The sequence below is a fragment of the Brachyspira pilosicoli genome, assembly GCF_019402445.1.
Lineage (GTDB): Bacteria > Spirochaetota > Brachyspiria > Brachyspirales > Brachyspiraceae > Brachyspira > Brachyspira pilosicoli_B.
The window spans coordinates 1-555 of the sequence record NZ_SRZM01000378.1; the positions used below are offsets into that span (position 1 = coordinate 1).

A 555-nucleotide genomic window follows, 5' to 3' on the forward strand; every position below is an offset into this window, starting at 1 on the left:
TGGTACAGCTCGTACGCGGGAAAAAGTTGATAATATATCCTTATAAAAAATATAATTATTTAAATATAAAAATTGCTTATATTGTTTTTTATAATACCTTATACCGATAATATATGATATGGATAATAATATAGTTCATACACCCGTAATGCTTAAAGAAATTATAAGCTTCATACCAGAAAATGCCAATATTGCAGTGGACGCTACATTAGGAGAGGGCGGACATACTAAAGCAATGCTTGATTTGAATCTTGAAGTTCATAGCTTTGAAAGAGATGATAAAATACTTGAAGTTGCAAAAGAGAGACTTAAAGATTATAAGAAGTTTCACTACTATAATAACACTTATGATAAGATGTTAGAAGAGCTTGATGAAAATGTTATTGGCAATGTGGATTTTATGCTCTATGACCTTGGTGTTTCTATGTTTCATTTCAAAAAGGCTAATAGAGGGTTTTCTTTTAAAGACGATGTTAAACTTGATATGCGTCTTGGAATTAATAATAAAAGTGCTTATGATGTTATTAATAGTTATTCAGAAAAAGAGCTTGAGAG

Annotated in this window: 1 protein-coding gene; it reads left to right on the top strand. The window is 29.4% G+C overall.

Annotated features, from left to right (window positions below):
- Positions 1 to 118: 118 nt before the first annotated feature.
- On the top strand, positions 119 to 555 hold a 437-nt coding region (gene mraW, locus E6A48_RS11020), incomplete at its 3' end, for a 16S rRNA (cytosine(1402)-N(4))-methyltransferase (protein WP_219710318.1).